Source organism: Synechococcus sp. A18-25c, from assembly GCF_014280035.1.
Taxonomy (GTDB): Bacteria; Cyanobacteriota; Cyanobacteriia; order PCC-6307; family Cyanobiaceae; genus Synechococcus_C.
Genome location: NZ_CP047957.1, coordinates 1,525,225 through 1,546,896 on the forward strand (window position 1 = coordinate 1,525,225; position 21,672 = coordinate 1,546,896).

The following is a 21,672-nucleotide window of genomic DNA, read 5'->3' on the forward strand; positions in this document are numbered from 1 at the left end:
CCCGGTGACGATGGCGACCCAACGACCTCGGGGGGGTGGCTGTACCGCCATCAGAGAACCTCCTCACTGGTGTCGTTGAGCAGAGTTCCTAAACGGTCGATCAACGCCTCAGACGTGTGGGGATTGCCCAGAACAACCTTGATGTGATGACGACCGTGATGCAAGGGGCGCGACACCATGATTTGCTGATCCAGAAGTCGTTGTCGCATCGAGGTTGACCAGCGCGCGCTGCGCTCCGCATCGGCGCCCAGAGGTGTGCAGGCCAGCAAATGCAGAGGTCCGGATGTGATGTCGAGCCGGGACCTGTCGAGGTGACGTTCCAACCGATCGCGCCGGACCAAGGCCTGCTCGAGCAGGCTGGCGATTCCGTCTTCTCCAAGCTGGCGCAGTCCCAACCAGAGCTTGAGGATTTCTGCAGAGCGGCTGCCTTGAAGACCCAGTTCACCTCCGTGAACACCCGTCAAAGCCGGTTCCATATAGGGCAATCCTGTGTGAAAGGTCTCTTGCAGAGCCGTCTGATCACGAACCAGCAGAAGCGATGACGTCTTGGCAATTCCAAGCAGTTTCTGGGGGTTGACAGTGATGGAGTCGGCGGAAGCGATCCCATCGAGCAGAGATGCCGTGCTCTCGCACAACCCAAACACAGCACCAATGGCTCCATCCACATGCAGCCAGAGGCTGCGCTCACGGCAGACGTCGGCCAAAGCTTGGAGTGGATCGATGGCACCTCGTACGGTGGTGCCGGCGGTGGCCACAACCGCCAGACAAGGGCGTTTCTGATCTTGCAATCGGTCGAGCTCTGACTCCAGGGCAGTCACTTGCATGCGACCGGTGGCATCCACAGGAACCCGACGGATTGCATCGGGGCGAAGCCCCATGACTCGCGCCGCTTTCACCAGCGAAACGTGGGAATCGTCGCTGACCAGCACCACAGCATCGGCAGCCTGATCGAGGCCCATGCGATGACGCGCCGTCACCAGAGCGGTGAGATTGCTAAGGGATCCGCCGCTAGCCGCAACCCCACCAGCCCCTTCTGGCAAATCAAACCGGGAAGCGAACCAACCACAAAGCTGACGTTCCAGCTGACTCAGACTTGGGGAGAGTTCCTCAGCGAGCAGATTGTTGTTGAGACCGGCGCAGATCAGCTCTGCAGCGATCGAGGCCGTGTTCGGTGGTGGATCCAGATGCGCCAGCGCGCCGGGATGGGTGGGCTGATAGGCCCCATCCATGACCTGCTGCAAATCATCCAAGAGACGAGCTGCTCCCAGTCCGGTCGCTTCCGGGAATGCCTCGGGCAGAAGTCGCAGGGATGGCAAGGGTGCCCGTTGGGATGCAGACCCCATCCATTGACAGAGCCGGGCACAGGCTTCCTCCAGAAACCGCTGCAGTTGCGGGTCCAGAGCCTCAGGAGAGGCAAACGCAGACAGATCCGTCGACGCCGATGAGCTTCTGGTGGATCCGAACAAGGACTCAGCGGAAGGAATGGTCATTCTCGCCTGCGATGGCACATTGGACGGACGTGAGCGAATGGCATGGGTGTTCGGCTGACACCAGTGGCCTTGGAGGACCATCAGATCCATGCCTGGATGCAGCGCTTGCTGGTCCGAGCTGAGCAGCTAGGAGAAACGGGCGAAATCCCCGTCAGCGCAGTGGTGCTCGATGAGAGAGGGCGATGCATCGGCCGCGGAAGCAACCGACGCGAGTGGGCCTCAGACCCCCTAGGGCATGCAGAGCTGGTGGCATTGCGCCAAGCGGCCTGGATCACGGGAGATTGGCGCATGAATCAGTGCACGCTGATCGTGACCCTGGAACCTTGTCCGATGTGCGCCGGAGCCCTTGTGCAGGCCAGGATCGGCCGTGTGATTTATGGAGCCTTTGACCGCAAACGAGGGGGGCTCGGTGGAACTGTGGACCTGGCAGACCACCCCAGCGCCCACCATCACATGGACGTGATGGGAGGCGTTATGGAAGCCGAGGCCTCCGATTTACTGGCCCGTTGGTTCAGGCGGCGACGGCAACTCCCTGACGGAAGCGGGGCAGCTCGGTCTCAAAGAGATTGAGCAGCCGTGCAACGTTGTCGGGTGTGGAGTTGTAACCCATCAGTCCGATTCTCCAAATCTTGCCGGCAAGCACTCCGAGGCCACCGCCGACTTCAATGCCATGGGTGTTGAGCAGATGGGAGGAGAAGGCCTTGCCATCGACGTCGGATGGGATGCGCACGGTGGTCAGGGTCGGCAGACGGAGCTCTTCAGGAACATGAAGCTCAAGGCCGAGGGATTCCAAACCACTCCAAAGAGCCTCTGCATTCTTGCGGTGCCGTGCCCATGCATTGTCAAGGCCTTCATCAGACAGCAGACGCAGGGCTTCGCGCATGCCGAAGTTCATGTTCACCGGTGCGGTGTGGTGATACACGCGATCGCTTCCCCAATATTGGTTCAGCAAGGAGACATCGAGATACCAGTTGGGAACTTTGTCTTTGCGGGATGCGAGCTTGGCTTCGGCCCGCGGACCCATGGTGAATGGACCCAGGCCAGGAGGGCAGCTCAAACCTTTCTGGCTGCAGCTGTAGGCCATGTCGACCTTCCAGGCATCCAGATGAAGTGGCACGCCTCCCAGGGAGGTGACGGTGTCGAGCAGCAGAAGGCAGTCGTGCTGACGGCAAAGATCACCAATGCCATCCATGGGCTGACAGACCCCAGTGGAGGTTTCGGCATGCACCATCGCCAGAATCGCCGGCTTGTGCTGTTGAAGGGCGACATCCAGTTCGTCGAGGCTGAAGGCCTCACCCCATGGCTTTTCAATCACCTGAACATTGGCCCGGTAACGGCCGGCCATATCTTTCAAGCGGTTGCCGAAGTAACCCTTGACAGCCACCAACACGGTGTCGCCGGGCTCAACGGTGTTCGCCAGAGTGGCTTCCATCGCAGCACTACCCGTGCCGCTCATGGGCAAGGTCAGGCGATTGTCGGTCTGCCAGGCGTACCGCAGCAGCTCCTGAACTTCACCCATTAACTCCACGTAAAGCGGATCCAGATGACCAATTGGAGTCCGAGACAGGGCCTCCAAAACGGTGGGGTGGGCGTTGGAAGGGCCGGGTCCGAGCAACAGCCGGTCAGGCGTTGCAATGGGACCAATGGAGCGCCGATGGGACGAGTCAACCGGAAGGTGTGAGTGCGTCATCGGCGAAGCCGGGTTCGAGAATCAATAGCGAAAAGCCTACGCATCGATCGGGCAGTGAAGGGAATGGCGGTGCCAGTCCGATGCCGCTTGAAATGATTCGCAGGAGGGGAATTAGCGCTGACGGACGTCGCTGGCGGCAAGGCCCGAAGCCATGTGCTCAAAAGGCTGACGCACCAACGCGCAGCTGGCCTGGGACACACCCTCGTTTAAGAGGCGCTCACACAGCACATCGGCAAGCAGAACCATGCTGCGCACCGTGGGACCGGTGGGGACCCCGAGACTTTTGTACGTGTCATCAAGACCGTTGAGGACACGCTCATTGAGGATCGTGCTGTCGCCTGCGATTAACGAGTAGCTGGCGTAGCGGAGGAAGTAATCCATGTCGCGCAGGCACGCCGCCAGGCGTCGCGTCGTGTAGGCATTCCCCCCAGGGAGAAGCAGCTCAGGATCAGCCTGAAACAGACGCTGGCTGGCTTCCCGCACCAACTCGGCTGCCTCCCGGTTGATGATCTCGACGGCCAAAACACGCACGTCTGCTTCCTCGAGATAGCTCTCGATGCGATCGATAGCGGAGCGATCGAGATAACGACCGAGCTGGTCGTACTGGCCGATCAAACCGGTGATGGCATCGCGCATGCGGGGCCTTATCCACTTCAGGCGGAAGCTAACAGAGGCGACCGCCCGAAACCGTGCTAGCAGAGGGGATCACGTGAATCTGACAGAAACGGTTACCTACAAGTCCGACGGTCGACGCCCGGAACGCAGAAGCGGAAAAGGTGCCACTTGATACAAAACGGGCGCAGGTCGATATTTACGGTCATGTTGAGTTCCGGGATCTCGTCCCCGCTATGGCCAAAACAGCACAGGACGTCCTTCGTCTGATCAAGGAAGAAGGCATTGAGCTGATCGACCTGAAGTTCACGGACCTGCACGGCAAGTGGCAGCACCTCACCGTCTGCCAAGACCTGATCGACCCCGAGTCGTTTACCGAAGGCCTGGCGTTCGACGGCTCCTCGATTCGCGGCTGGAAGGCCATCAACGCCTCAGACATGGCGATGGTTCCCGATCCTTCCACCGCATGGATCGACCCCTTCTACCGCCACAAAACCCTCAGCCTGATCTGCTCGATCCAGGATCCCCGCACCGGCGAGCCCTACGAGCGCTGCCCCCGTGCACTGGCCCAGAAAGCTCTGGCCTATCTCTCCAGCACAGGGTTGGCCGACATGGCCTATTTCGGTCCCGAACCGGAATTTTTCCTGTTTGACGATGTCCGCTACCACTCGGCCGAAGGCGGCTGCTCCTACAGCGTTGACACCATCGAAGCTGGCTGGAACACCGGGCGCGTGGAAGAGGGCGGAAACCTCGCATACAAAATCCAGGTCAAAGAGGGCTACTTTCCAGTCGCTCCAAACGACACAGCTCAGGACATTCGTTCGGAAATGCTCCTGAAAATGGCCGAGCTGGGGATTCCCACCGAGAAGCACCACCACGAAGTGGCTGGCGCTGGCCAACACGAGCTCGGCATGAAGTTCGCCGAACTAATTCATGCCGCCGACAACGTCATGACGTACAAATACGTCGTGCGCAACGTAGCCAAGCAGTACGGCAAAACTGCCACGTTCATGCCCAAGCCGGTCTTCAACGACAACGGATCTGGCATGCACGTTCACCAGAGCCTCTGGAAGGATGGCCAGCCGCTGTTCTTCGGCGAAGGCACCTACGCCAATCTGTCCCAAACAGCGCGTTGGTACATCGGCGGCATTTTGAAGCACGCCCCGTCCTTCCTCGCCTTCACCAACCCCACCACCAACAGCTACAAGCGTCTGGTGCCCGGTTTCGAAGCGCCGGTGAATCTCGTGTATTCCGAAGGCAACCGTTCAGCGGCCGTGCGCATTCCACTAACGGGCCCAAGCCCCAAGGCTAAGCGCCTTGAATTCCGCTCAGGCGATGCCCTCGCCAACCCTTATCTGGCCTTCAGCGCCATGATGATGGCCGGCATTGACGGCATCAAGAATCAGATCGACCCCGGCGAAGGCGTGGACGTTGATCTGTTCGAACTTCCCGCGGAGCAGCTCAAGACGATTGCCACGGTGCCCGCATCCCTAAACGGTGCGTTGGAAGCCCTCAATGCTGACCATCACTACCTCCTCGAAGGCGGCGTGTTCACCAAGGACTTCATTGATAACTGGATTGACCTCAAGTACGAAGAAGTTCAGCAACTACGCCAGCGGCCGCACCCCCACGAATTCACCATGTACTACGACGCCTGATTTGTCAGACGACTTTGCAGACCAGTGAACCTCAATCAAGGGAGCTTCGGCTCCCTTTTTTTGTAGGCGAAACCAACGCAACCAAGAGACTGTCTTCAGCGATGTCGCAGCTGAGCGATTGCACTGTCATGCAGCTGACGTTGATGGCTGCGACGACGGGCGTACACCTGCTGCTGAGCTAAGGCACTGCGTTGATCGGAATCCAGAACAGGGCTCTCCATCTGAACCTGCAAAGCTTCCTGACGGAGAACATCGTGGGCGTGATGGTCAGCCCATGCCATGAATTCCGCGGCGGCGCGCTGGCGACGCTCCAGCACATTGCCTGAATATTGGAGGGGAATTGCGACGGGAGCGGCTTGCTGTGTCATGGCGGCCTCCTGTGGCTCAATGCATTCATTCTGTAGCAACCGCTACCATTTTGTCCAGGTCTTCACGAATCTCCTCGCAACGTTCTGAACGCAGTCCACGGCCGAGGCTTGAATCGACTGGAATGATCAAGCTTGGATCTAAGACCCTTCTTCATGGCGCCCAGCATCACCGAACTTGCTTACCGGACCATGCAACAGGGCCGGAGTCTCGCGGGATTGGTGCACAAGCAACTGAGTACCAAAGTGATGGAAGTGGTCGCTCCCGATGTGGTTCCGCAGACCCAGCCCGTTCCAGAAGCCATGATGAACGAGCTGCGTCAGTCACTCGATGCCCTGCACGAACTCGACTGGAACGATGCGCAAGCCGGTCTTTATCCGCAGTCTCTTCTTTTCGATATCCCCTGGCTGGAGTGGGCCGAGCGTTATCCACGTGTCTGGCTTGACCTTCCCTCCAATTGGGCCAGACGACGCGCCAGAGATGTTCAGGACCTTCCCGATCTGAGTAACAGAGATTTCTACCCCGATTACTACCTCCAGAACTTCCATCATCAAACCGATGGCTATCTGAGCGATCACTCCGCAGAGCTCTACGACTTACAGGTAGACATCCTGTTCAACGGAGCCGCTGATGCCATGCGTCGGCGGATCTTGCCCGGCCTTCATCAAGGACTGAAGCGCTTTTCAGACCGAAGCCAGAGCAGTCTGCGCGTACTTGATGTTGCCACTGGCACAGGTCGTACCTTGCATCAGATCCGGGCCGCCCTGCCACAGGCCACACTTGTGGGGGTTGATCTCTCCGAGGCCTATCTCAGACAGGCCAACAAATGGCTGAACAACGCCAAAGGTCCGTTGGTTCAGCTCGTGCAAGGCAACGCCGAGCGGATGCCCTTCGACGACGCCGGCTTCCAAGCGGTGACCTGTGTCTTCTTGTTCCATGAGCTTCCTGCTGACGCAAGGCAAGCGGTGCTTCAAGACTGTTATCGCTTGCTGGAGCCAGGCGGAGTATTGGTTCTGGCTGATTCCGTTCAACTGGCCGATTCACCGCAGTTCGACGTCGCCATGGACAACTTTCGACGCGTGTTCCATGAGCCTTACTACCGCGACTTCATCAGTGATGACATCGATCAGCGTCTGGTGGATGCCGGATTCAGCGATGTGAACGCTGAATCACACTTCATGACACGCGTTTGGACCGCCACCAAAGCCTGACCCATCTCAGCAGTGATTCCCTGACACATGCCCTTGCCTCCCTTGGGGAACCCCATAGGGTGCTGTTCATTGCGTCCCTTCGTCCATGACGAATCCATTTCGGATCCGCTGGTTGCGGGGCTGGACCTTCCAGCTGGTGCTCATGGAAGGCAAGGTTCAGGTGGAGGCCCATGGCTTCGGCATCTGCCTGCGAACCGCCATGGAACCAGGCGAAAGCCCTCAGGCAGCAGCTGACCGCCTTGTCTTGGCGGAAGATCGCCGACGCCGAGCGCTGCATCAAGCCTGGATCAATGGCCAGACCTTGCCAACACCGGGTCAAGGCACTCCCCCTCTGAATGGAGCTCTCACTGAAGCACCCGATTCCCTAGTGGTTGTGAACGAGCCCGTGGCAGCGGCTTGAACCTCATCCCGCGAGCCACCACCCAAGCAGCAGCCCTGGTCCTCCCCAGCGCAATCCCCTCCAGAAGCGCGCACCTCGTTCCTTTGACTGCAGCCAGCTCAATCCGTCGGGATCCAACGTTGTGAATTCTCGGAGCAGCCTTCGCTGTTGCGATCGTCGCCGAGATCGAAGATCACGGGCCTCCCAAGCCCTGGGTTGAAGTCGTAGTAGGTCTTGAAGGGCGTGCAAAGCGGCACGACGGCGAAGTTGTTTAGCCAAGCCGCCCTCCATCGTTATCGGTCACGATAGTGAGACAACGCGCTTGAGATCATCACGTGTCGCCGACGAACTGGCCCGACCAGGCCATTGAACAAGCCAGGGACCTTCACCAAAACCTGAGCATTGGCGATCGCGATTGGCACAAACTCAAAAGCAACGCCGACCGTCGGAGCGCCGAATTGCTTGCCGCCGCCTTATCGCAGCTGGTGCAAAACGGTCGACGTGAAGATGTGGAGGCTCTCACCCAGCAGGCGCTTGGCTGGATCAAGCGGGAATTGAAAGATCCGGGCTGTCCGCACCATTGAAGCCGAACTTGGCACCTGGCCGGCGACAGGCCAGCTGCACGCGATTGCCACGGGAGCTCCAACGAATGTCGTCGAAACACTGATGCATCAGGAACAATCCACGACCCTGATCAGCGTCCACCTGCTCCGGTAACGTCCCAACGCGAGCTTGCAACGGCAAGCCATCGCCCTCGTCTTGAATCTGCCAGATCAACCAGTTGGGGGTGAGGATGCGGCGAATCCTCAGACACTTGCGAGGGTCGCCAGCGTTGCCGTGGCGAACGGCATTCACGAGCGCCTCCTGAAGGCCCAGCTGCAGCCTGCAAGAGGTTTCCTGGCACTCCACCGGTTCAAGCAACAACTCCATCAGAGGACTGAGCTGGAACGTCGACGGAAGGATGAAATCAGCCCATCGAAATGAAGGCAGAAATCGGGTCAGCATCAAGACCGTTTCATCCTTCGTTGACCATAACGGGCCGAGCGACCTCTGCCACCGCCGCTATGACTTCAGTGTCTGTAAGCCAGTCCAGGGTGCTGCAGCAACGCATCCATCAAACGAACACCCCGCAGTTGATTGACCAAGGGCATGTGCCCCTCAGGGGCCTCCATCGACCACTGAAACGCCCCTGGGTAGCGGGTCCAATTTCCGTCGATTTTCCAACCGATTCGGGGCCAAAGTCGGTCGTAGCGACCATCGAGGGCATTCAGCAATCGTGATTGCACTGTGAATCCAAATCGCCCTTGGGAATAGGCAATCCACAACCGATCCAGTGTGGTGAGGTCCAAAGCCTGCATCCGAGGGACCTCACTGAAGTAGACGTAGCCGCGTTGCACGGCTTGATCACCGGCCAGCTCACGCAAGACGCAGCTGGTGAGCCGATCAGCTTCTTCAAAATCCTCCCTCAGCAAAGCCTGCTGCAAAGCGCCGAAGTTAAGGCCACAGGCCGAAGGCGTGTTGAACCATCCCGAGCTGACCTCAGGAATCGCAGCGAGGGTTTCAGGGTGATGACGCTGAAGAATCTGCAGGATCCAACCGGCCCCCCAGTCATCACCATCCCTGGAGTATTCCTTGAGGGCCTGGGGGGCTTTGCTTTTGAGTGCATCGGCTGCTTTTTCAAGCGCAGCGGCCGTCGAGCGCTTTTGACGGGCAGATCCCGTTGCCAAGCGGTCGAGCAGCTGGTCGACGTCGAGTTGGGTGGAGGGGGGTCGTCCGGAAAGCATGATGTCGAGCTGGCGCTCACGAGCTCAGCTTTGGCCCACTATGTCAGGCATCGGCAAGACCACCGTGATCGATCTTGAAAGCTTCCGCTCAGCGGCAGGCACCGTGATCGATGCCAGAACGCCCGCGGAATTCCAGCAGGGACACTGGCCAGGGGCCATCAATGTTCCGTTGTTCAGTAACGAGGAACGCCATCAGGTAGGGCTGACCTACAAGCAGCAGGGGCGCCTGGAGGCGATCGAACTGGGGCTGCAGCTTTGTGGTCCATCCCTTGCCAAGCTTTCCGCTGGACTCCGAACTGCAGCAGGGGGGCCAGGGGAGCCCCTTCGTTTGTATTGCTGGCGTGGCGGCATGCGTTCCAACAGCATGGCCTGGCTGGCGAGCCTGAGCGATCACCCGGTCACGGTGCTCGAGGGCGGGTACAAGCGATACCGCCGCTGGGTTCTGGATCAGTTCAATACCCCCTGGCCTTTGCGTGTGCTCGGGGGTCGCACAGGCACCGGCAAAACAGATCTTTTGCTGCAACTGGAGCGTCATGGGGTTGGTGTCGTGGACCTCGAAGGACTGGCCCATCACCGCGGCAGCAGTTTCGGAAACCTCGGACTTCCGCCACAACCCAGCAGCGAGCACTACGAAAACAAATTGGCGGAACGTCTGGATGCCTTGAACATCGGCCAGGCACCAGAGATCTGGCTGGAAGCCGAAAGCATCCAAGTGGGCCGTTGCCGCATTCCCAAGGGGCTGTTCAGCCAGATGCAAACAGCACCGGTGCTGGAGATCCAACGCAGCGACCAGGAACGCGTGGATCGACTTGTGGAGGTTTATGGCTGCCACCACCAGCAAGATTTAAAGGACGCAACGCAACGCATCAGCAAAAGACTGGGCCCCCAGCGCACGCAAAAAGCCCTGGAGGCCATCGATCAGCAGAACTGGGCTGAAGCCTGTCAGGCCATGCTCGATTACTACGACCGCTGCTACGACAAGGAACTGGAACGTTCACCAGCACGGGACACCGTGAACCTTGAAGGCCTCAGCACGGAAGATTCAGCAGGGCTTCTGCTGAGCAAAGGCTGCGTCACCCCCATGATCTGCCCCTAAGATCCACCCTCAAAGCGGTTGAACCATGGCAGAAGGCGACAAGGCGGCGATTCAGTTCTTCCGTGGAACCGACGAGCCCGTTGTTCCCGATATCCGGATGACCCGCAGTCGGGACGGTCGCACCGGACAGGCCACGTTCGTGTTTGAACAGCCCGAGGCTCTTGCTCCAGAGACCCTGGGAAATATTGCTGGAATGTGGATGGTGGATGAGGAAGGTGAGATGGTCACCCGCGAAGTGAATGGACGCTTCGTGAACGGCAAGCCCTTTGCCCTCGAAGCCACCTACACCTGGAAGAGCGAAGTGGATTTCGAGCGTTTCATGCGTTTCGCTCAAAGGTATGCAGATGCGAACGGAATGGGTTATTCCCAGAACAACGGCGAGAATGCGGCGAGCGAAGAAAGCTCTGACGGTTGAAATTTCAGCACTGGCTCGGACTGGCGGCGCTGCTGACATCCGGGCTTTTGCTCTGGAACCTGCGTGAGGTTCTGATTCATCTGTTCGCAGCGGTGGTGCTTTCAATGGCGCTCTGCACCCTCGTGGGTGCGCTGCGCCAGCGCTGGAGCATGAGTCGGCCGCTGGCCTTGGTCCTCTGCCTGGGTGGACTTCTGGTAGTTGTTGGCGTCGCTGTATCGGTGATCATTCCGCCTTTCTTCAGTCAGTTTCAGCAGCTGATCCAGCAGCTTCCGGCAGCTGCTCGGGAACTTCAGCAGATCGTGATGGGCTGGATCAGCAATGCGTCCGCCCTGGTCTCTGGCACGGGTTTCAACAACGGATCCAGCTCCTCGTCCATCTCCGGTGGCCTGACAGCGCTACCGAACAGCAGTGCCTTGGCATCGGGCGTCAGCGGCGGGCTTAAAGGACTGCTTGGCCTTGCTGGCAATCTCGGCAGCGGACTTGTTCAGATGCTGTTCGTGATCGCCGTGGCCCTGATGGTGGCGATCCAACCAGAGGCTTATCGCCATGTGGCCATCCTGATGGTGCCGTCGTTCTATCGACGGCGGGCCCGGTCAATTTTTGCGCAGTGTGGCGAAGCGCTGAGCAGTTGGATGATCGGGGTGTTGATCAGTTCCCTTTGCGTGGCCGTGCTGGCCGGCATCGGACTGTCCCTTCTCGGCGTGAAATTGGTGATGGCCAACGCACTACTGGCCGGACTGCTGAATGTCATTCCCAACGTGGGACCAACCCTGAGCACGGTCTTCCCCATGTCTGTGGCTTTACTCGATGCCCCTTGGAAAGCGCTCGCAGTGCTTGGGCTTTATGTGGTGATTCAGAACATCGAGAGCTACGTGATCACTCCATCGGTCATGCAGCACCAAGTGAATCTTCTCCCCGGCCTGACCCTCACCGCCCAGTTCATTTTCACGGTGCTGTTCGGTCCCTTGGGCCTCCTGATGGCTTTACCGCTGGCGGTGGTCATGCAGGTGCTGATCCGGGAAATCGTCATCCATGACGTTCTGGATCCCTGGAAGAAGCGTCGGGCGATGGCATGAATCCACGCAATCTGCTGATCACGCTCAGCCTGATCGTTTTGGCACTGCTGATCTGGCAGCTGCGCTGGGTCCTGTTGGTGCTCTTCGGCGCCGTGGTGCTGGCGGTGGCTCTCGATGTTCCAGTTCGGCATTTGATCGTGCGCTGGAGAATTCCCCGCCCGTTGGCCCTGCTGATCGTGCTGCTGGCGGTTCTGATGGCTGGACTGGTGATTGTGCAGGTGCTGTTGCCTCAACTGTTCACCCAGTTCGAGCAGCTCACGACGCTGCTGCCTTCTCTGTTCGCCAAATTCCGCACCTTGCTGGCCAGCCAGCCGCTCTTCGCCGATTTGGAAAGCAATCTGCCGGATCAATTCAGCTGGGAGCGAATCCAACCTGTTGGTTTCCAACTGCTTGGGGTGGCAGGCGGAGCCGCCAATGGCGTGGTCCAGGTGATGTTGATGAGCCTGCTGGCTGTGCTGCTGGCGCTTGACCCGTCATCGCACCGACGCATGGTGATTGCACTCACGCCTCGCCCAGCGAGAGCCTCGATGGCAGCATTACTCGATCAGTGCCGCAAAGCGCTGGGTGGATGGTTGGCCGGCATGACACTTTCAGCCTCCGCAGTGTTTCTGCTGACGTGGGCAGGCCTCGGTGCCCTTGGGGTGCCTCTAGCTCTGCTCAGTGCCCTGGTGTGCGGCTTGCTGACCTTCGTTCCCACGATCGGACCGACGGCCGCAACCCTGCTGCCGATGGGCGTCGCCCTGCTGATCTCACCGGGCTTGATGCTGCAGGTGCTGGTGCTGCGTCTGGTGCTTCAAAACCTCGAAGCGTTTGTGCTGACCCCGCTGCTGTTAAGACGAACGGTGAATCTGCTGCCGACCATTGCACTGACCTCCCAGCTGAGCCTTGGCGCTCTGCTGGGACTGCCCGGAGTGCTGCTGGCACTGCCATTGGTGGTTGTGCTTCAAGTGGGAATTGAGCAGGTGGTGGTCCGAGACGTCATGGACCACTGGACCTGACCCATTCAGCCGCCGTATTGCCAGCCGGTGGAGCTGAGTTCAAGGGCATCACCATCGCGGTGAAGAACAGCTGATTTGACCTCCCCGACAAACACGGTGTGGTCACCATGGGCCACCTCGCCCACCAGTTCACACTCCACACCGCCAAGTGCATCCTTAAGGATTGGCAGCCCCATCGATCCCAGTTCGAACGGTGCAGCTTCAAAACGGCCACCGACCGCCGCCTGCGGTTTAAAGAACGTCGCCGCCAGATTCTTCTGGTCAGCCGCCAAAACATTGAGGGAGAAACGACGCGTGCGCTGGATCATCCCGTTACTGGTGCTGTCAGCCCGCACTCCCATCACCACCAGTGGTGGCTCGAAGGATCCCTGCGTGACCCAGCTGGCCGTAAACCCGTTCACCGCGTCGCCCTCAGCGACGCCACAGATGAACAGACCATGGGGAATCTTGCGCAGAAGTGTTTTCTTGGCATCCAAATCCAGAGCCATGGGGGTCTATTTCGATGATGTGGCAAGCCTACGAACATCCCCAACACGGGGCTGCAGGCAGCGGGGGCGGACATCCGTAACTGACTGCTAACTTTCGCCTGTTCTGGATTGAACGCCTTGGAGCGGCCCTCATCCCTGGCTGTCTTTGCCACGGTTGCCGCCAGCGGCAGCGTCGGTCTGCTGATCTACGCGGGCTTTTTCTATACCAATCTGCGCCGCGTCAGCACCGGCAGCGAGGGCGAAGCGGTCTCACCTGTTTTCGACACGCAACAGCAGGCGCAACAGGAAGTCGATCGGTGGATCCAAGACGGTGGGACCTATACCGTGACCAACACCCAGAGGATTCAACGCTCCGTCCCTCTGACGCCCCAGGAGCGTCGCAGGCTTGAGTTGCTGGCAGATGAACAGCGAAGAGCCAAAATTGAAGCGTCCTATGAAGCCTGCTTAAACGAAGCTGCAAGCGATCTCGCGAAAGAGCTGTGCTCGTTCAAGCAGACACCTGACATTGCCGGTTCGGCGGTACCTGGTCTGAACGCCGCCAGTGAGATCCCCAATACCAAGGTGATCGAAACGCTCCGCGTGGAACGCAAAGACCACCCCAGACGAACCTGCACGCTGGTGCAGGACTACCGCCGCTTCAACTGCGTTGAGTTCGAGGTGCGTGCAGGAGCTGAAGTTGAAGCTGATCAGCAGAGCAATCTCGCCATCAAGGCTTACCGGCAGTTCCGCTTCTGACCATTCGAGAGCGGTTGGTGCCGTAATGGCTCCAGAGCGATGGCTGCAGCACCAGCACCACCACAGCCAGCAGGTGATGTCGCACAGCGAAGATCAGTGAGGTGATCGTGAGTTGATCAGCCAACAGACGCAGTTCTGTTCTGAGATCGACCAAAGCCAGAATCAACAACAGCAATGGAATCCACCGCTGAGGTGCTTTCCTTGCTGAAGCGACGGGCTCAGGCACTGGCGGCAGCGCTGGTGCGTGAAGGCCACAGGCTCAACAACGAAGGAGCCAGGGCAATGCTGGACCAGCTTCCAACCACGACACCGAGCGCTAGAGCAATCGCGAACCAGAACAAGGTGGACCCGCCAAAGAAGATCAAGGCCAACAAGGGCAGCAAAGTGGTGCCGCTGGTGTACAGCGTTCGAGTGAGTGTCGCGGAGACCGCTCGATCGACTTGGACCGTGAGCGGTCGGTCGGCATCGTCGCGTTGACGCTCTCGAATCCTGTCGAACACCACAACGGTGTCATTGACCGAATAGCCAGCGATAGTCAACAACGCCACGGCGAACAAACTGTCGACCTCCAATCCATTGGTAAGACCGAGCCAAGCGAACACCCCGCAAACGATCACAACGTCGTGCGCCAGGGCGACGAGAGCCAAGAACGCGAAACGACGGTCGTAGCGAACCGAGATGTAGAGAGCAATACCGGCAAAGGCCACCAGAAGGGAAATCAGACTGCTGCGCAGCAGCTGACCACCCAGGCTGGGACCAATGGTGTCCACGGACTGACCGCCCGAGAGGAATGGACCTGCGACAGGCTCCATCGCCGTGATCACAGCCTGACCCTGCTCCGCAGACAGGGCTGGCATGCGCAGCACCAGCGATTCGCCTCCATCGAGCAGCTGCACCCTGGCGGTATCCAGCTTGGGAACAGACGTTTGAGCACCTTCGGCCGGAAGCTTGATCTGCTGAAGCACCGATTCCACATCAGGCGTTTTGAGCTGGTCGCAGCGATCACCGCATTGCCGTTCCAACTGGATCTGGGTGCCGCCAGTGAAATCGAGCCCAGGCCTGAGGGGGAACCCAATCTGGGAATCGGTCCAGCTCAGGATGATTCCCAACAGGCTGAACAGGAGAACGACGGCGGACACGATCCAGACCTGTCGTCGACGGCTCGTGAGTGGAAAACGAAGGGGACGCTCGTCAGCGCCTGAAGACGTGATGGGCATGGGTCAGGACGCGGTCGTGGGCAGTTGCCGTGCAGGCAGGAAGTTGGTCGGGCGCCGCAGGCCCTGGTAACCCATCAGGAAGCGCAGAAGCGTGCGCGTGCAGGTGAGGGCTGTGAACAGACTCAGCAACACACCGATGCCAAGGGTTGCGGCGAAACCTTTCACAAGTCCGGTCCCGAGGAAGAACAAGGCGGCACAGCTGATCAGGGTGGTGAGATGGCCATCAACGATGGAGGAAAAGGCCGTGGCAAATCCGGTTTCGATGGACCGGATCAAGGTGTTGCCACGTCTGAGCTCGTCCTTGATGCGCTCGAAGATGAGCACATTGGCGTCAACGGCCATGCCGATGCTGAGAATGAAACCGGCGATTCCCGGCAGGGTGAGCGTCACAGGAATCAAGGCATAAACCGCCAGGTTGAACAGCGCGTAAAGGCTCAGTGCCAGCACAGCCACAAATCCGGCCAATCGATAGACGAGCAGCATGAACAGGCCCACCAGCACCAGGCCAGACAGTGCCGCAATCAGGCTTCGACGCACATTCTCAGCACCGAGCGAGGGTCCGATCGTGCGCACCTCGAGAATGTCGACCGGCAGTGGTAATGAGCCGCCACGAAGCTGAACTTCGAGATCACGCGCTTCCTCTGCGGTGAAGTTGCCCGTGATCGATGCGGTCCCTCCGGAAATGCCTGCGGCCTTGTACTGGGGTCCAACCGTGGCTTCACTGATTGGAACACCGTCGAGAACAATGCCCAGCAGGCGCCCCGTTCCGGCAATCGACTTGGTGAGGTCAGCGAATTTCTCGCCTCCTTCTGCGTTGAAGTTAAGCGTCACCTCCCAACCGGGGCTGTTCTGCTGCTGCTGACGTCCAGCACTGACCAGATCCTTGCCAGTCAGATCGGTCGTTTCGAAGCGATCGGCAATCTCTCGATTGGTTCGCTCCAGGAGCTGCTCCAGTTGGTCCTGTTCAGATGCAGCAGTGCCCTCGAGGCCCAATTCTTTCTGAACCCGATCCAGTGCCTCCTGGTCGAGGCCCTCATCGTCTGCACCCTCGGTGATTGAGCGTGCGGCGAGAACACTGCGCAGCTGGCCCCGCAGCTGCCTCAGGCTCTGCACTTCGTCTTCAGTACCAGGCGTCTGCGCGCGGAATTCCAACAGGGCTGTGGTTCCCAGCACCCGCGCAGCACGCGTGGGATCGGTCACCCCAGGCAACTGAAGAACCAGTTGGTTCTCGCCGACGGTCTGCAAGGTGGATTCCGCCACGCCCAGTCCATTGACCCGTCGGTCGAGCACCGCTTTAACCGCTTCCAGCTGTTCGGAGCGCACCTTGGTGATCTCACCTGAAGGCTGCACCTCAAGGGTGAGCTGACTCCCACCGCGGAGGTCCAAACCGAGCTGAAGCGGAAAACTCGACAGCACCGCCATTGAGGCGATTGCCAACGCCAGGATGAGGGCAAACCAGCCCTGTTGTCGGGCCATGACTCAGAGCCCCTGGCGCACGATGGTCTGAGCCGCGTCCACAATCTGGTGCGGCTGGATGATCGTCAGATTCTCCAAATTGCCGTTGTAAGGGGTTGGAATGTCTTGGCTGGACAAACGCACCGGACGGGCATCGAGATCATCAAAGCAATGCTCGGTGATCAAAGCGATCAGCTCCGCTCCGATTCCACCGGTTTTCATGCATTCCTCCACCACAATCACTTTGTGGGTCTTTCGAATGGAACGGGCGATCGTCTCCATATCGAAGGGTTTGAGGCTGATCAGATCAATCAACTCAGCTTGAATCCCATCCGCTTCCAGCTGCTCGACGGCCTTCAAGCAATGGTGACGCATGCGTGAGTAGGTCAGGATTGTGACGTCACTCCCCTCCTTCACCAAGTCGGCCTGATCTAGAGCGCAGGTGTAATCACCGTCTGGCAATTCTTCAGTGAGGTTGTAAAGCAGAACGTGCTCGAAGAAGAGCACGGGATTGTTGTCACGAATCGCGGCCTTCATGAGGCCCTTGGCATTGGTCGGCGTGCTGCAGGCAACAATCTTGATCCCGGGCACTGCGTGGAAGTAAGCCTCCAGCCGTTGGCTGTGCTCAGCACCCAATTGCCGACCCACACCACCCGGACCACGCACCACCGTAGGAATCGTGAAATTGCCGCCGCTTGTGTAACGCAGCATCCCCATGTTGTTGGAGATCTGATTGAAGGCGAGGAGCAAGAAGCCCATATTCATGCCTTCAACGATGGGCCGCAGGCCCGTCATGGCAGCGCCGACGGCCATCCCGGTGAAACTGTTCTCCGCAATCGGAGTGTCCAGCACTCGGAGTTCGCCGTACTTCTCGTAGAGATCCTTGGTGACTTTGTAGGAGCCGCCGTAATGGCCGACGTCCTCACCCATCACACAAACATGCGGATCACGGGCCATTTCCTCATCGATGGCCTCGCGAAGTGCGTTGAAGAGAAGCGTCCCTGCCACGGCGTTGATGCAATCCCGGCCATGCCGGCGTCAGCGGCCAAGCTATCTCAGTCCAGGCGGGTTCAGCCCCCAGCAGCGAAGGTGGAGAGAAGCAGCACCGAGAGAAGCAGTCCCGGAGAGAGCAAAAGCACCAGCTGACCGAGATCGTGAAGTGTCATGGTCTGGGTTGGAGACACCCCACGCTAAGTAGCGTCAGCCTCGTCTTTCGTAAAAAGACTGCGAAGAAACACCAGGAACAGGCCCAGGCCGATGAAGGCGAAACTGAAGGTGGCCAGAAAACCCATGCCGATGAACAGTGTTTTCAGGGCTGAGGCAATGCTCTGACCGATGGCATTGCTGAAGGTGGGTGGGTGCGCTGCGAAATACGCCACCAGACCTTTGCTCAATCCGAAGCTCAACCAGGCCAGGAGAAGGCTGGTGAGCGATCCGGAGAGAAAACTCAGCGGCCCCTTGCGGGGTTCATCAGTTGGCGGAGTGCTGTCGCTCATGACGCCAGCTTGACGCCGTGGGGGAGCAGAGAGCAACTCCAAGACTTGAGACCTTCAGCAGCCAAAGCAGCCTCCACCTGGTGCTTGGCCTGATCAGCCAAAGCTCGATCGGCAAACAGCGCAAAGCAACTGGGACCAGAACCGCTCATCGCGACGCGCAAACGACCCGGAAGTGGATCAAGGATGTCGAGCGCCTTGCGGACAGATGGCGTCTGCGGGGCCACCACCTCCTGCAGGTCGTTGCGTAGCGGCGGTGGAGTGCTGGCCTGCAGTGGATGCAGCCATTCGGCCGCTCGAAGGAGCTGACGCCGTTGCTCGAACGCCTCCTCCCCCTTCAGATAGCGATCGGAGCGACTCGTTCGGCACTCGCCATAGGCCCAGGGTGTCGACACACTCACCGCAGGGTTCTTCACCAACAACACGCCGAGGGGCTGGCGGGCGGGAGGCAACGGTTCCAGCTGTTCACCGCGTCCGAAACAGAGCTGAGTACCACCTGCCACGCAGAAGGGCATATCCGAACCCAGGTCAGCCGCCAGCGCCTCAAGTTGAGCCTGACTTTGACCCAGACCCCAGAGACGGTTCAGTGCCACCAGAGCCGCAGCACCATCACTGGACCCCCCGGCCAGACCTGCGCCAACGGGGATGCGTTTGCTCAAGTGCAGGCGGGCACCAAGCTCACCGAAACCTGAACGGGCCCTCAGAAGCTGCGCCGCACGAATGATCAGATTGTCGTCACCACAACTCAGACCAGGCTGATCACAGGTCAGGGTGATGGAACCGTCTGCCGTGTTCTCACAACGGAGCTCATCCGCCAAATCGATGCTCTGCATGACCATGGCCAACTCGTGGAAGCCATCGCTTCGCAACCCGAGCACCTCGAGGTGAAGGTTGATTTTGGCCGGAGCGCTAACGCAGACCGGAGCCGTCATGAACACGACGCAGCAGAATCGGCTTGATTCAAACCCCTGGCCAGAGCCACCCAGCACTGAGGGGCCACTTCCTGAGGTCGCTGCTGAAGATCGATGCCTGCTGCGGCCGCCAGCTCCTGCAGTCGGTCGTGCGGCAGCACCCCTCCCAGAGTGTTCCTAAGCATCTTGCGGCGCGCCAGAAAAGCCTGCTTCAGCAGAGTTTCCACCCGACGACACAACTCAGGAGCAGGACGCTGATCCGCAGGCAGAGGCTCCAAGCGGATTACTTCCGACTGCACTTGCGGCGGCGGTTGGAAACAACGGGGAGGAACTGGACAGATGCTTGCGCAGCGCGCCAACAGTTGCATGCGCACGCTGAGCGCACTGAAACTGGTGTGTCCGGGACGAGCACGAATCCGTTGGGCGACTTCCTGTTGCACCAGCAACACCAACGATCTGTACGGAGGATCAACTGGACGATCCAACCGACCGATCAACCGCTCCAAGAGTGGACCAGTGATGTTGTAAGGGATGTTGGCCACCACCTTGGAGGCCCGTCCACCGTCAGGGAACGTGAGGGGATCTTGGAGCACATCGCCTTCGCGCAACGAAAAGCGCGGATCTGCGCCAAAGCGCTCCTGAAGACCACTGACCAGATCACGATCCAGCTCAACAGCGTGAACAGCGGCCGCTTCGCTACGCAGCAGTCGCTCCGTCAGCGCACCACGTCCTGGACCCACCTCCAAGACACGGTCTTCCTTATGAAGGTCAGCAGCGGAAAGAATGCTGTCCAGCACACGTTCATCACGCAGCCAGTGCTGACCGAAGCGTTTGCGGGCGGTGTGTCCTCCGAAGCTCATGCGATCTGCGCCACAAAATCACTGTGCCCCAGCGAGGCTCTGAACACGTGATGATGAGCACATCAACGACGCAGTTCTGGGGTGAGCATCAAAATCCCACTGATCTGCATCACTGGAACCTCGGCAGCAGGCAAAACGCATTTCAGCCGATGCCTCGCCAATGCCCTGGATGAGTTGGGTCACCAACCTGTGGTGATCGCTTCCGACGACTACTACCGCAAAGATTGGGTCCCAGATCCCCTCTATGGCTACGACACGATTGCCGCCATTGACACGGAAGCGCTGATCAGCGAACTGAGGGAGCTCTCTCAAGGCAACCTGCAGCGACGCCGTCGTTACGACATGGGCACCAAGGCTGTGAGTTGGACTGACGTGTCTCCGGGCTGGGACTTGGTGATCCTGGAGGGTGCTTTTGGCCCACAAGTGCTGTTGGAACGCATGCCTCCAGATCTTCTGGTTTATGTCGAAACATCATTGACGCTTCGGATTCTGCGTCGATTGCTGCGAGACACACGCGAACGGAATCGATCAATTGTCTCAATTCTGAACCAAACGTTGAACAACATGATTCCAGGCGAGCGAGATTTTATTCAGCCTTTAAAGCAGCACGCTGATGTGATCATCCACAATCCGAAACGAGATCTACAAACGGTGATTCGCCGTTTAGCAAGTCAGAATTGATTAACGAACGGCACTCAGATTAGGCTTGATCCGAGGGATGCGGGTGCGCAGGAAGACTTACTTTATAGAGCGTATCCGTTACTGGTTTCCATGCCACCAAGTGACAGGAGTCAATGCAATGAGAGTCAAGACATTCCCAGATACCCTGTCCTGCAAGAACAGACCGAGACCAACAATCTCCTTCGCTGGCCATTTTTCTTGAGAGCTGATCTTTCCACTCAGACCACTCTATCTTTGGATAAGAAGAAACATTTTTAGAAAGAATGACAATGTCAAAATCCATTATTCAGCGGTGAGATAAACGATGAGCAGGGCAAACCCTTAACCCCTAGAGACGAGTTTAAAGGAATCCGTTTGTTGCCCCCATCCAGCCCTGCTCTCAATTGCTGCAGGCTCAACACGAGACGCAGTTGAATCACCGCCTGACTGACCAGCGAGCCTGGGGCAATGCCGATGATCAAGTGCGCTACGACCGCGATCATTTCAGCAGCCGTTGGGAGGTTGAAGGCTCAGGCTCAGATTCAGGCTGGATAATTTTGGCCAGTTCGAGATCCTTGCAGCTGACCAGGAGATTGTTCAGCCCTCCGCTTGTAATCACATTTAGAGATTGCAAGCAATCGGCTGGGCTGTGGTGATCGGCTCAGCCCACCATTGAGTCAATCAGGCTCCTTGCCAAGCTCGGGAACACGGATCCAGCGCACCGGCCGCGAAGCCGGTGGCAACGGCACCAACACCAGCACCACTTCAAAACCCACATGCCAGCTCCAAGGGTGCTGCGTTTGCCAACAAACCAAAGCGCGTTTCAACCGCTGCCGCTTGGTGTTGTTGAACGCCTTCAGACCCCAGCCATCCACCCCCTTCTGTTGACGGGCTTTCACTTCCACCGCGAGCAGCCGCAAGCCACTGGGTGCTGCCTTGACCATCAGTAGATCGATTTCTCCATAACGACATCGCCATCGTTCAGCACAACAGTGCCAACCATTGCGAACCAAGAGCTGCCGGGCGTGATGTTCTCCCCATCGGCCAGGGTCCTCATGCACATCCACGACGACCACTC

At 58.8% G+C, this 21,672-nt stretch carries 27 protein-coding genes; 11 read left to right on the top strand and 16 right to left on the bottom strand.

Translation table 11 applies throughout. The annotated features are described in order from the left end of the window. Positions 1–50 precede the first annotated feature (50 nt). Positions 51–1,490, bottom strand: a complete 1,440-nt coding sequence (locus SynA1825c_RS08470; protein WP_186468905.1) for an aminotransferase class V-fold PLP-dependent enzyme — start codon at positions 1,488–1,490, stop codon at positions 51–53. Positions 1,491–1,532: 42 nt separating this feature from the next. Here SynA1825c_RS08470 and SynA1825c_RS08475 point away from each other — a divergent pair, with 42 nt between their 5' ends. Beyond that, a complete protein-coding gene (locus SynA1825c_RS08475; protein ID WP_255478329.1) occupies positions 1,533–2,060 on the top strand; it encodes a nucleoside deaminase in 528 nt (175 codons plus the stop codon). Here SynA1825c_RS08475 and SynA1825c_RS08480 read toward each other — a convergent pair. Further along, a complete protein-coding gene (locus SynA1825c_RS08480) occupies positions 2,002–3,180 on the bottom strand; it encodes an alanine--glyoxylate aminotransferase family protein (protein WP_186468906.1) in 1,179 nt (392 codons plus the stop codon). The genes SynA1825c_RS08475 and SynA1825c_RS08480 overlap by 59 nt on opposite strands. A 111-nt stretch (positions 3,181–3,291) precedes the next feature. Continuing rightward, the gene (locus SynA1825c_RS08485; RefSeq protein WP_186468907.1) at positions 3,292–3,816 is read right to left on the bottom strand and encodes an allophycocyanin subunit beta; all 525 of its coding nucleotides are present in this window, start codon (positions 3,814–3,816) and stop codon (positions 3,292–3,294) included. 212 nt (positions 3,817–4,028) lie between these two features. Between SynA1825c_RS08485 and glnA the strand changes: the two genes are divergently transcribed. Then, complete coding sequence (gene glnA, locus SynA1825c_RS08490; RefSeq protein ID WP_186471119.1) at positions 4,029–5,450, top strand: type I glutamate--ammonia ligase; 1,422 nt, start codon at positions 4,029–4,031, stop codon at positions 5,448–5,450. 95 nt (positions 5,451–5,545) lie between these two features. Here the strand turns inward: glnA and SynA1825c_RS08495 are convergent, their stop codons facing one another. Next, a complete protein-coding gene (locus SynA1825c_RS08495; protein WP_186468908.1) occupies positions 5,546–5,818 on the bottom strand; it encodes a hypothetical protein in 273 nt (90 codons plus the stop codon). A gap of 153 nt (positions 5,819–5,971) precedes the next feature. Here SynA1825c_RS08495 and SynA1825c_RS08500 point away from each other — a divergent pair, with 153 nt between their 5' ends. Then, complete coding sequence (locus tag SynA1825c_RS08500) at positions 5,972–7,027, top strand: class I SAM-dependent methyltransferase (RefSeq protein ID WP_186468909.1); 1,056 nt, start codon at positions 5,972–5,974, stop codon at positions 7,025–7,027. A gap of 85 nt (positions 7,028–7,112) precedes the next feature. After that, a complete protein-coding gene (locus SynA1825c_RS08505) occupies positions 7,113–7,427 on the top strand; it encodes a copper-binding protein (RefSeq protein WP_186468910.1) in 315 nt (104 codons plus the stop codon). A gap of 98 nt (positions 7,428–7,525) precedes the next feature. Here SynA1825c_RS08505 and SynA1825c_RS08510 read toward each other — a convergent pair whose 3' ends face one another. After that, a complete protein-coding gene (locus SynA1825c_RS08510) occupies positions 7,526–7,663 on the bottom strand; it encodes a hypothetical protein (RefSeq protein WP_186468911.1) in 138 nt (45 codons plus the stop codon). 78 nt (positions 7,664–7,741) lie between these two features. Here SynA1825c_RS08510 and SynA1825c_RS08515 point away from each other — a divergent pair, with 78 nt between their 5' ends. Further along, positions 7,742–7,990 carry a DUF6439 family protein gene (locus SynA1825c_RS08515; protein WP_186468912.1) on the top strand — a complete coding sequence of 83 codons (249 nt, stop codon included), beginning with the start codon at positions 7,742–7,744 and terminating at the stop codon, positions 7,988–7,990. Here SynA1825c_RS08515 and SynA1825c_RS08520 read toward each other — a convergent pair. Together SynA1825c_RS08520 and SynA1825c_RS08525 are read right to left on the bottom strand one after the other, a co-directional pair. Beyond that, entirely contained in the window at positions 7,950–8,411 is a 462-nt protein-coding gene (locus SynA1825c_RS08520) for an ATP-binding protein (protein WP_186468913.1), read from the bottom strand. The two genes, SynA1825c_RS08515 and SynA1825c_RS08520, sit on opposite strands and share 41 nt — an antisense overlap. Positions 8,412–8,476: 65 nt before the next feature. Continuing rightward, complete coding sequence (locus tag SynA1825c_RS08525; RefSeq protein WP_186468914.1) at positions 8,477–9,190, bottom strand: GUN4 domain-containing protein; 714 nt, start codon at positions 9,188–9,190, stop codon at positions 8,477–8,479. Positions 9,191–9,230: 40 nt separating this feature from the next. On the opposite strand from SynA1825c_RS08525, the gene mnmH reads away from it, so the two are divergent. Genes mnmH through SynA1825c_RS08545 form a run of 4 tightly spaced genes read left to right on the top strand, consistent with a single transcriptional unit; the run spans position 9,231 to position 12,775 of the window. Then, a complete protein-coding gene (gene mnmH, locus SynA1825c_RS08530) occupies positions 9,231–10,286 on the top strand; it encodes a tRNA 2-selenouridine(34) synthase MnmH (protein ID WP_186468915.1) in 1,056 nt (351 codons plus the stop codon). A 25-nt stretch (positions 10,287–10,311) separates the two neighbouring features. Then, on the top strand, positions 10,312–10,701 hold the full coding sequence (gene psb28, locus SynA1825c_RS08535; protein ID WP_186468916.1) for a photosystem II reaction center protein Psb28: 390 nt from the start codon (positions 10,312–10,314) through the stop codon (positions 10,699–10,701). Further along, on the top strand, positions 10,698–11,777 hold the full coding sequence (locus tag SynA1825c_RS08540) for an AI-2E family transporter (protein ID WP_186468917.1): 1,080 nt from the start codon (positions 10,698–10,700) through the stop codon (positions 11,775–11,777). Before psb28 ends, SynA1825c_RS08540 begins: the two co-directional genes overlap by 4 nt. Beyond that, positions 11,774–12,775: an AI-2E family transporter gene (locus SynA1825c_RS08545; RefSeq protein WP_186468918.1), complete on the top strand. Its 1,002-nt coding sequence runs from the start codon at positions 11,774–11,776 to the stop codon at positions 12,773–12,775. Before SynA1825c_RS08540 ends, SynA1825c_RS08545 begins: the two co-directional genes overlap by 4 nt. Positions 12,776–12,780: 5 nt before the next feature. Here SynA1825c_RS08545 and SynA1825c_RS08550 read toward each other — a convergent pair whose 3' ends face one another. Beyond that, the gene (locus SynA1825c_RS08550) at positions 12,781–13,263 is read right to left on the bottom strand and encodes a flavin reductase family protein (protein ID WP_186468919.1); all 483 of its coding nucleotides are present in this window, start codon (positions 13,261–13,263) and stop codon (positions 12,781–12,783) included. 117 nt (positions 13,264–13,380) lie between these two features. Here SynA1825c_RS08550 and SynA1825c_RS08555 point away from each other — a divergent pair, with 117 nt between their 5' ends. Further along, positions 13,381–13,998, top strand: coding sequence for a hypothetical protein (locus tag SynA1825c_RS08555; protein WP_186468920.1), 618 nt, complete (start codon positions 13,381–13,383; stop codon positions 13,996–13,998). On the opposite strand, the gene SynA1825c_RS08560 is transcribed toward SynA1825c_RS08555, so the two are convergent. The 7 genes from SynA1825c_RS08560 to rsmA form a co-directional block, all read right to left on the bottom strand. Further along, the gene (locus tag SynA1825c_RS08560; RefSeq protein ID WP_370523142.1) at positions 13,970–14,224 is read right to left on the bottom strand and encodes a hypothetical protein; all 255 of its coding nucleotides are present in this window, start codon (positions 14,222–14,224) and stop codon (positions 13,970–13,972) included. The two genes, SynA1825c_RS08555 and SynA1825c_RS08560, sit on opposite strands and share 29 nt — an antisense overlap. Beyond that, on the bottom strand, positions 14,217–15,215 hold the full coding sequence (gene secF / locus SynA1825c_RS08565; RefSeq protein ID WP_186468921.1) for a protein translocase subunit SecF: 999 nt from the start codon (positions 15,213–15,215) through the stop codon (positions 14,217–14,219). The genes SynA1825c_RS08560 and secF overlap by 8 nt, the downstream gene beginning before the upstream one ends. A gap of 3 nt (positions 15,216–15,218) precedes the next feature. Next, positions 15,219–16,691 carry a protein translocase subunit SecD gene (gene secD, locus SynA1825c_RS08570; protein WP_186468922.1) on the bottom strand — a complete coding sequence of 491 codons (1,473 nt, stop codon included), beginning with the start codon at positions 16,689–16,691 and terminating at the stop codon, positions 15,219–15,221. Positions 16,692–16,694: 3 nt separating this feature from the next. Further along, a complete protein-coding gene (locus SynA1825c_RS08575; RefSeq protein WP_186468923.1) occupies positions 16,695–17,678 on the bottom strand; it encodes an alpha-ketoacid dehydrogenase subunit beta in 984 nt (327 codons plus the stop codon). Positions 17,679–17,860: 182 nt separating this feature from the next. Further along, positions 17,861–18,166, bottom strand: coding sequence for a DUF3082 domain-containing protein (locus SynA1825c_RS08580; protein WP_186468924.1), 306 nt, complete (start codon positions 18,164–18,166; stop codon positions 17,861–17,863). Next, entirely contained in the window at positions 18,163–19,095 is a 933-nt protein-coding gene (ispE, locus tag SynA1825c_RS08585; protein ID WP_186468925.1) for a 4-(cytidine 5'-diphospho)-2-C-methyl-D-erythritol kinase, read from the bottom strand. The genes SynA1825c_RS08580 and ispE overlap by 4 nt, the downstream gene beginning before the upstream one ends. Continuing rightward, on the bottom strand, positions 19,092–19,934 hold the full coding sequence (rsmA, locus tag SynA1825c_RS08590; RefSeq protein ID WP_186468926.1) for a 16S rRNA (adenine(1518)-N(6)/adenine(1519)-N(6))-dimethyltransferase RsmA: 843 nt from the start codon (positions 19,932–19,934) through the stop codon (positions 19,092–19,094). The genes ispE and rsmA overlap by 4 nt, the downstream gene beginning before the upstream one ends. An 81-nt stretch (positions 19,935–20,015) precedes the next feature. Here rsmA and SynA1825c_RS08595 point away from each other — a divergent pair, with 81 nt between their 5' ends. After that, positions 20,016–20,615 carry a uridine kinase gene (locus tag SynA1825c_RS08595; protein ID WP_255478330.1) on the top strand — a complete coding sequence of 200 codons (600 nt, stop codon included), beginning with the start codon at positions 20,016–20,018 and terminating at the stop codon, positions 20,613–20,615. Between the two features lie 656 nt (positions 20,616–21,271). On the opposite strand, the gene SynA1825c_RS08600 is transcribed toward SynA1825c_RS08595, so the two are convergent. After that, positions 21,272–21,670 (bottom strand): YraN family protein, encoded by a 399-nt coding sequence (locus tag SynA1825c_RS08600; protein WP_255478332.1) that lies wholly within the window; start codon positions 21,668–21,670, stop codon positions 21,272–21,274. Positions 21,671–21,672: the final 2 nt, after the last annotated feature.